Source organism: Streptomyces colwelliae, assembly GCF_048158785.1.
Taxonomy (GTDB): domain Bacteria; phylum Actinomycetota; class Actinomycetes; order Streptomycetales; family Streptomycetaceae; genus Streptomyces.
The window spans coordinates 1-7,551 of record NZ_JBLTJC010000454.1; the positions used below are offsets into that span (position 1 = coordinate 1).

At 72.2% G+C, this 7,551-nt stretch carries 7 protein-coding genes; 2 read left to right on the plus strand and 5 right to left on the minus strand.

Annotation, left to right across the window (positions count from 1 at the left end; all coding sequences use genetic code 11):
• The coding region (locus tag ACNFOC_RS47425) for an nSTAND1 domain-containing NTPase (RefSeq protein ID WP_416965204.1) at positions 1-1,472 on the minus strand (1,472 nt) is incomplete at its 3' end.
• 321 nt (positions 1,473-1,793) lie between these two features.
• Between ACNFOC_RS47425 and ACNFOC_RS47430 the strand changes: the two genes are divergently transcribed.
• Entirely contained in the window at positions 1,794-3,038 is a 1,245-nt protein-coding gene (locus ACNFOC_RS47430) for an amidohydrolase (RefSeq protein WP_416965205.1), read from the plus strand.
• 66 nt (positions 3,039-3,104) lie between these two features.
• Here the strand turns inward: ACNFOC_RS47430 and ACNFOC_RS47435 are convergent, their stop codons facing one another.
• The 3 genes from ACNFOC_RS47435 to ACNFOC_RS47445 all read right to left on the minus strand — a co-directional run bounded on the left by ACNFOC_RS47435 (position 3,105) and on the right by ACNFOC_RS47445 (position 6,039).
• Positions 3,105-3,512, minus strand: coding sequence for a RidA family protein (locus ACNFOC_RS47435; RefSeq protein WP_416965206.1), 408 nt, complete (start codon positions 3,510-3,512; stop codon positions 3,105-3,107).
• Between the two features lie 71 nt (positions 3,513-3,583).
• Positions 3,584-5,116 (minus strand): FAD-dependent monooxygenase, encoded by a 1,533-nt coding sequence (locus ACNFOC_RS47440; RefSeq protein ID WP_416965207.1) that lies wholly within the window; start codon positions 5,114-5,116, stop codon positions 3,584-3,586.
• Positions 5,116-6,039, minus strand: coding sequence for an alpha/beta hydrolase (locus ACNFOC_RS47445; RefSeq protein ID WP_416965208.1), 924 nt, complete (start codon positions 6,037-6,039; stop codon positions 5,116-5,118). Before ACNFOC_RS47445 ends, ACNFOC_RS47440 begins: the two co-directional genes overlap by 1 nt.
• A gap of 130 nt (positions 6,040-6,169) precedes the next feature.
• On the opposite strand from ACNFOC_RS47445, the gene ACNFOC_RS47450 reads away from it, so the two are divergent.
• Positions 6,170-6,784 carry a TetR/AcrR family transcriptional regulator C-terminal domain-containing protein gene (locus ACNFOC_RS47450; protein ID WP_416965209.1) on the plus strand — a complete coding sequence of 205 codons (615 nt, stop codon included), beginning with the start codon at positions 6,170-6,172 and terminating at the stop codon, positions 6,782-6,784.
• Positions 6,785-6,813: 29 nt separating this feature from the next.
• Here the strand turns inward: ACNFOC_RS47450 and ACNFOC_RS47455 are convergent, their stop codons facing one another.
• Positions 6,814-7,113, minus strand: coding sequence for a hypothetical protein (locus ACNFOC_RS47455; RefSeq protein WP_416965210.1), 300 nt, complete (start codon positions 7,111-7,113; stop codon positions 6,814-6,816).
• Between the last annotated feature and the right edge of the window lie 438 nt (positions 7,114-7,551).

Consider the following 7,551-nt stretch of genomic DNA (forward strand, 5'->3'; position numbering starts at 1 on the left):
TCCCGATCCCCGGCCCGATCCCCGGCCCCTTCCCCGAACAGTTCCTCCGCTCGGGCCAGGCGTGTGCCCCTGTACAGGGCTCCGGGGTCCCGGTCGTGGTCCAGCCACGCACGTGCCGCGTCCGTCAGCATCCGGTGATGCCGCAGCCGCTCCCGGTCGCGCTCGATCCAGTCGTGGAGCCGGGGCCAGCAGGTGATCAGGGCCTCGTGGGCGAGCTGGACGCCGTCCTCGTCGGCGGTCAGGAGCCGGGCCCGGGTCAGGCGTTCCAGCACCACCGGTACCGCCGGGTCCGCCCACTCCGCCAGCTCGGCGCGGGTGAGCGGGCGCCGGGTGTCCGGTGTGCCCTGGCCCGGTACGACCATGCGGAGCAGCAGGTGGCGGGCGGTGTCGGACTCGGTGGGGGACAGGGTGCCGTAGACCTGTTCGGCGGTCGCGGCGATCGCGCCGCGGACGCCGCCCGCCGCCTCGTAGCCGGACAGCGTCAGCAGGCGGCCCTTGCGGCGGCGCCAGGTCTCCGACAGGACGTGGGAGAGCATCGGGAGGCCGCCGGGTTCGTCGAGGATCTCCTCGACCAGGCGGGCGGTCAGGGTGCGTTCGACCAGGCAGCCGACCGCCTGGGCCGGGCCCACCACCGCCTCCCGCAACTCCTCCGCCGTCATCGGACCGAGCAGCAGCGCGGCCCCGTGCAGGGCATCCGCCAGGCCGCGGTGTTCGGCGCAGCGGGCGTAGAAGTCGGCGCGGACGGAGACCAGGACCCGCAGCCGGGTGTCCCCGTCGCGGGCGGCGAGCAGCAGGTCAATGAAACGGGACCGTTCGCCCGCGTCGTGGCAGAGGGTGAAGACCTCCTCGAACTGGTCCACCACCACCCAGCTCTCCGGTTCGCCGGGAGCGGGGGTCAGCAGATGCCCGTAGGTGGTGGCGGGGGTCGCGCCCGGCGTCAGGATGCGCAGCCTCGCCGGGCAGGCGCCGACCGCGATCTCCTCCTGGAGCCTCGCGATCAGGCCCGCCCGCAGCAGGGACGACTTGCCGCTTCCCGACGGGCCGAACAGCACCGCGAAACGGTGGTCGCGGACCAGCGCGTGGACATCGGCGACCACCCGGTCCCGGCCGAAGAAGAGATGCCGGTCGGCGGGTTCGAAGCGGGCCAGTCCCCGGTAGGGCGGCGCCGGGCCGTCGTCGTCCGCCTCCGCCTCCTCGGCGACGCGGTTCGCCTCCGCCTCGGCCTCCTTCCAGCGCGGGCCCCACTCCGCCGGGTCGCCGTCGCAGGCCCGGACGTACCCCTCGACCACGGCGAGCGTCGGCAGCCGTTCACCGGCCGCGGCCTGGGACAGCGTGGTCGCCGAGAAACCCGCCGCCTTCGCCATCGTCCGGTACGACGGCCCGCCCGCGGCCCGGCGCAGCTCCCGCAACCCGTGCGCGAGCCCCTGCACGGCACCCGCCCGCGGGTCGACCGGTCGCTCGGGACGACCCATGCGCGTACCTCCGTAGACCTGACGAAAGCGACATCCGGAGCGATGACCATACGGATGGCCGGGAAACGGCTGGGTTGCCCCTGGGTGACGTGTGGGTGACGTGGGTCCGCCCATGTCCTTACAACGGGATTGATTGCCCTGGTGAGAGGGGCGTGCCAATCAATACGGCGGCCGGAAACATGGTTCGTGGCATCCCCCACACCGGGATCGCGGAGACCGGCCGACCTCACGCCGGGATCTCCATCAGCCGCCCCGGCGGGACATCCCCCCTGTCCCGCCGGGGCTCCCGTCCGCACATCCGGCCCGCATACGCTGCCCCCCGTGACCTCTTCTCCCGCCGCGCGCACCGCACTTGACCTCACCGCCGACCTCCCGGTCCCCGACCTGGAGGACTTCTACCGGGACCTGCACCGCCATCCCGAGCTGTCCGGCGGCGAACACCGCACGGCCACGAAGCTCGCCGAACGCCTCACCAAGGCGGGCTACGAGACCGTCGAGGGCATCGGCGGCACGGGCGTCGCCGGAGTGCTCCGCAACGGCGACGGCCCGACCGTGCTGCTGCGCGCCGACATGGACGCGCTGCCGGTACAGGAGGAGACCGGGCTGTCGTACGCCTCCTCGGTCCCCGGTGTGATGCACGCCTGCGGGCACGACCTGCACGTGACCTGGCTGGCCGGCGCCGCCCAGGCGCTGGCCGCCGGGCGGGACACCTGGTCGGGGACGCTCGTGCTGGTGGGCCAGCCCGCGGAGGAGACGGGCGAGGGCGCGGCGGCGATGGTCGCCGACGGCCTCTACGACCGCGTCCCGCGCCCGGACGTGGTGCTGGGCCAGCACGCGGCACCGGGTCCCGCCGGGTTCTACCCGCACGTGCCCGGCCTGATCATGTCGGCCTCGACGGACCTCGACATCGTCGTCCACGGACTCGGCGGCCACGGCTCCCGCCCCGAGACGACGGTCGACCCGGTCGTCACCGCCGCGTACCTGGTCACCCGCCTTCAGACGGTCGTGTCCCGGGAGATCGCGGCCCGCGACTCGGCCGTCCTGACCGTGGGCCGCATCGAGGCGGGCACCCGGCACAACATCATCCCGACCACCGCCCGGATCTCCCTCAACCTGCGCACCCAGTCAGCCGACGTACGGGACCGGATGATCGCCGCGATCCGCCGTATCGCGTCCGGCGAGTGCATCGCCGCGGGCTGCCCGCGCGAGCCCGAGGTGACCGTGGGCACCAGCCTCCCCACGATGGTCAACGACGCGGACACCGACCGCCGGATCGCCGCCGTGCACACCGAGGTCCTCGGCGCGGGCACGGTCTTCGACCCCGGCCCGGCGACCGGCAGCGAGGACTTCCCGCACCTCGTCCCGGACGGGGTGCCGTACTCCTACTGGTTCGTGACGAGCACCCCGGCCGACACCTGGGACGCGGCTCCCGGCACGGACCTGATGGAGAAGTTCCACGCCGTCCCCAGCAACCACAGCCCGAACTTCGCACCCGACCTGGTGACGGTCGTTCCGGGTGTACGGACCCTGGTGTCGGGCGCGTTGGAGATCCTGGCGGTGAACTAACCACAGTCCCCGACGACCCCGGCGCGGCCCATGCCGGGGTTGTCCCGCGTCAGGCGATGACCGGTGTCAGGCGATGACCGCGTAGCCGTCGACCTCTATGAGCCATTCCGGCAGGCCGAGCGCCTCGACGCCGAGGTACGTGCTGGCGGGCAGCGGCCACTCGCCGTCGAAGGCCTTGCTGCCGGCCATGAAGACCGTGTCGATCATCTCGGGGCGGTGGCCCACGACGTGGATCGTCATCTTGATCAGGTCCGCCGGGGTGGCGCCGGCCGCTTCGAGCGCGGCCCTGAGGTTGCGGAAGACCTGTTCGGCCTGGGCCGCGAAGTCGCCGGGGCCGACGAGCTGACCTTCGGCGTCGATGGCGACCTGCCCGGCGATGGCCACGAACCGGGTGCCGGTCGCGGCGACGACCTGTGTGTAGAGGTTCATGACGGGCGGGGCGAGGGTCGGGGGGTTGATCATTTCCGCGGACATGGGTACTCCCAAGGGCGTTGAGGAGAGGGTGAGTTGAGCCGTGGAGCCGTGGAGAGGGTGAGTCGGGACCGTTAGCGGACGGCGCCGGTGAGGGCGGCCCGGTCGAGGGCCTCGCGGGTGACGGCCGCGAGCTTTCCGGGGTCGTCCTCCTCGGTCGCCCAGGCCACATGCCCGTCGGGCCGGATCAGCGCGGCGCCGACGTGCGCCCAGGGAGCGTGTTCCCCGGTGAGCGTGCCGGTGCGGGTGACCAGAGGGCCGGCCAGGGGGCCGTCCTCGGCGGTGGCCAGGGGCGTTCCCCGGTCGTCGCGGAGGCCAAGCAGGCCACGAAGGTCGAGCAGGACATGGTGGCCGGTCCGGAGCAGGGCGAACACGGTGTCGCCGCCGTCGGTGAAGGCGAGGTCGGGCGCTCGCCGGCCGGTGAGCGGGTGCGCGTCGGCGGTGGGGGCGTCGTAGGCGACGTGCAGCCCGGACAGACGCTCGCCCAGGGTCCGGCTCAACGACGGCTGCTCGTCGACGAGTTTGCCGAGCAGCGAACGCAGTCGCTGGCCGTCGGGGGTGAACGCGGCGATCAGGGCCGTCTGGGCGCGGGTGTGCTCCAGCAGGTCGGCGCCGACCGGGTGGCGCTCGTCGTGGTACGTGTCGAGCAGGCCGGCCGGTGCCCGGCCGTGGATGGTGGCCGCGAGTTTCCAGCCGAGGTTCATGGCGTCCTGGACGCCGACGTTGAGCCCCACCCCGCCCGCGGGCATGTGCTGGTGGGCGGCGTCACCGGCGAGGACCACCCGGCCCTGGACGTAACGCTCCGCCTGGCGGCTGGTGTTGCCGTAGCGGGACAGCCAGGCCGGCGAGTGCAGACCGAAGTCGGTGCCCGTGACCTGCCGGACGTTCGCCCGCAGTTCCTCCAGGGTCAGGTCGCCGGGCCAGTCGGTGCGGACGTCGGCGGGCACGGTGCCCACGACGCGGTGCAGGCCGCCCGGCAACGCGACGATCATGACGAGGCCGTCGATGCCGGTCCTGCTGAACGCCACACCGGGCGGGGGCTCGTCCAGGACGACGTCTCCGAGGAAGCCCAGCACGGTGAAGTCGTCGCCCGGGTACGGGATTTGGGCGCTCTTACGGACAGTGCTGCGGGTGCCGTCGCAGCCGGCCACGTAGAGCGCTTCCTCGTCGTACGGGCCGTCGGGGCCCTCGATGTGCACGGTGACCGAGTCCGGGGTCTCGGTCAGACCGGTGACGCGGTGCCCGCGCCGGATGTCCGCGCCGGCCGCCCGCGCCTGGATCTCGAACAGTTCCTCGGTACGGCTCTGGAGCAGCGCGAGGGTGAAGGGGAAGCCGGTCTCCAGCAGGCCGAAGTCGAGCCGGCTGTCGAGGACCGCGAAGTGCCCGCTGGGGATGTGCACGCCCTCTTCGAGGAAGGGTTTCTCCAGGCCGCGGGAGGCCAGCAGCTCGATGGTGCGGGGATGGACGGTGAGCGCCTTGGAGTTCGGATCGCGCTCCAGGCGCGGCTCCACGACGGTGACCGTGATGCCGGCGAGCCGCAGCTCCGCGGCCAGCCAGAGCCCGACGGGCCCTGCTCCCGCGATGACGACCTGCTGGTTCATCGTCATCATGACGCTCCGATGCCGTGGGCGAACGCGGAGGTCCAGGCCGCCACGGCTCGGCGGCTCGCACGGATGCCCGGGGCCAGGACGTCGAACATGTGCGGTACGCCGGGCACGAGATGGAGTTCGACGGAGTTGCCGGCCGCGCTCAGCCGGGCGGCGAACTCCAGCGCTTCGTCCCGTGCCGGATCGACCCCGTCGACCAGGATGTAGCTGGCCGGCAGATCCCTCAGGTCCTTCGCCCGGCCCGGCACGGCGTAACCGGCCTCCGGATCGCTCCCCTGGAGGTAGAACGCCCAACCGGCCGCCGCCCCTTGCCGATTGAAGAGCTTCGGATCGGTGACGGCCCGGGCCGACTCGCTCTCCAGACGATCGTCGAGGACCGGATATCCGAGGTGGAGGTACCTGATGTGCGGCCCCTGCCGGTCACGGGCGGCGAGGGCGACAGCCGCCACCAGGGCGGCGCCGGCGGAGTGTCCGCCCAGTGCCACCTTCGCTACGTCGACTCCCAGGGCGTCCGCTTCGTCGACGACCCAGCGCAGCGCGGCGTAGCAGTCGTCGAACGCGGCGGGGTAGGGGTCCTCGGGGGCGAGCCGGTAGTCCGGGGCGACGATGGCGATACCCAGCTCCGCGGTCAGCCGCCGGCAGGTGGCGTCCTCCGCGTTGGGCCCGCCGAGGACGAACCCGCCCCCGTGGATCCAGACCGCCACGGGCAGCGGAGCGGCGCTCCTGGAGACGGGGGTGTAGAGCCGCACGCCCAGCGTGCGCCCCTCGACGGGGATCTCACGGTCCTCGACGTTCACCTCGCCGTCGGACTTGCCGTCGCCGCTGGCCGCGGCCAGGGCCACGCGGGCGCCCCGCACATCGGCGAACACGTCCATCTCCGGCAGTGACTCATAAACCGGAAGAAACTCAGGATCCAGGAACACGACGCACTCCTCACCTCTCGGGCACTGAACGGTAGCGTTCTCTTGTCCAGTGGACAAGAGCGTTCGCCTATATTGTTGCCCACCGGACAAGAGGCGTCGCAGGGACGTCACGGAGGAAGGCACCATCACCATGGGCATCAGCCGTGCAGCGGTCGTCGACGCGGCACTCGACGTGCTCGACGAGCAGGGCCTGGACAAGGTGACCATGCGCGCCGTCGCGGACCGGCTGGGCGTGCAGCACAACACCGTCCGGTGGCACGCGGAGAACAAGCAGCGACTGCTCGTCCTCATGTCGGACGCCATCCTCGCGGGGCTGGACGTCGTCGCCCTCCCCGAGCAGTGGGAGGAGCGCGTCCGCGCCCTCGCCCGCTGGACCCGGAGAGCCCTCCTGGCCCATCGCGACGGCGCCCGTCTGCTCTCCGGAATCGCGACCACGGAGACCAACACGTACCGGTTGGCCGACACGATGATCCAGACTCTTCTGGACGCGGGTTTCCCGCCCCGGACAGCGGCCTGGGCGAACTGGACCGTGTTCTACCTGATCCTCGGAATCACCCAGGAACAGCAGGCCCAGTCCGCCGACGCGGCCGCCCCCGTACTGGCCTTCGACGACAACATGTTCCCGGCCCTGCGCAAGGCCTCCGCCTACGTCATCGCGGGCACCTTCGACGAACGCTTCGAGTTCGCACTGGACATGCAAATGACGGCGCTACAGGTGGAGTTGGCCCGCACGGGCGCCCAGTGAACGTTGGCTGGGCGGGGCGGTAGTCAGTCCTACCCCTGCGGCTGAAGTTGGATCAGCTGCTTCCGTACGTGGTCCAGGGCACCCGCGCGCCGCCCCGGCACCCGGCTCCTCAACTCGGCGAGCGTGAGACCGAGTTCACGGGCGGTCGCGGGGTCGTGGATCTGCCCCCACTGATGATGAGCCCGGTCCACAGCCGCCTCGACAGCCACCGTACCGGGCGCCTGCCCCACCGCCAGCCGCGCATCCGCCACCGCGAGCCACGCCCGGCAACTGCGCACCGGATCCCCGGCCAGCATCGCGAGATCGGCCCGCACCTCCGTCCAGTGCAACGCCTGCTCCGAGCCCCGCCCGTGCGCCCGAACGGCAGCCTGCTCGTGCTCGGCGGCGAGGGCGTCGGCGTCGGCGTGCCGACCGGCTTGGACGGCGTCCGTGATGGCGGTGTGCGGGTCGGCATCCTGACGCCGGCTCGGGCTGTTTCGACTCAGACCGGCATCACCCTGGCCTCGCGGCGCGCCTTCTCCACTCAGGCCGGCATCACCCTGGCTCCGCGGCGCGCTCTCCCCACTCAGGCCGGCAAAATCCAGCCCGTCCGGCGTTTGAGGACGAGGCCCCTTCAGGGCCGATGGGGGTCTGGGGCGTCGTCCGCCGGCGATGGTGGACCGGCAGATCCCCGTGTTCGTCCTCGAAGCGGCCGACAAGACGGTCTGGGTCCTCAAGTTCGAGTCCCTGGACGGCGATCCGATCGCCCTCCTCGTCAACTACGCCGT

Bases quoted from the DNA above. Each gene is read 5' to 3' on its own strand.
- ACNFOC_RS47435 (WP_416965206.1), bottom strand. From the start codon at position 3,512: ATGTCCGCGGAAATGATCAACCCCCCGACCCTCGCCCCGCCCGTCATG.
- ACNFOC_RS47440 (WP_416965207.1), bottom strand. From the start codon at position 5,116: ATGACGATGAACCAGCAGGTCGTCATCGCGGGAGCAGGGCCCGTCGGG.
- ACNFOC_RS47450 (WP_416965209.1), top strand. From the start codon at position 6,170: ATGGGCATCAGCCGTGCAGCGGTCGTCGACGCGGCACTCGACGTGCTC.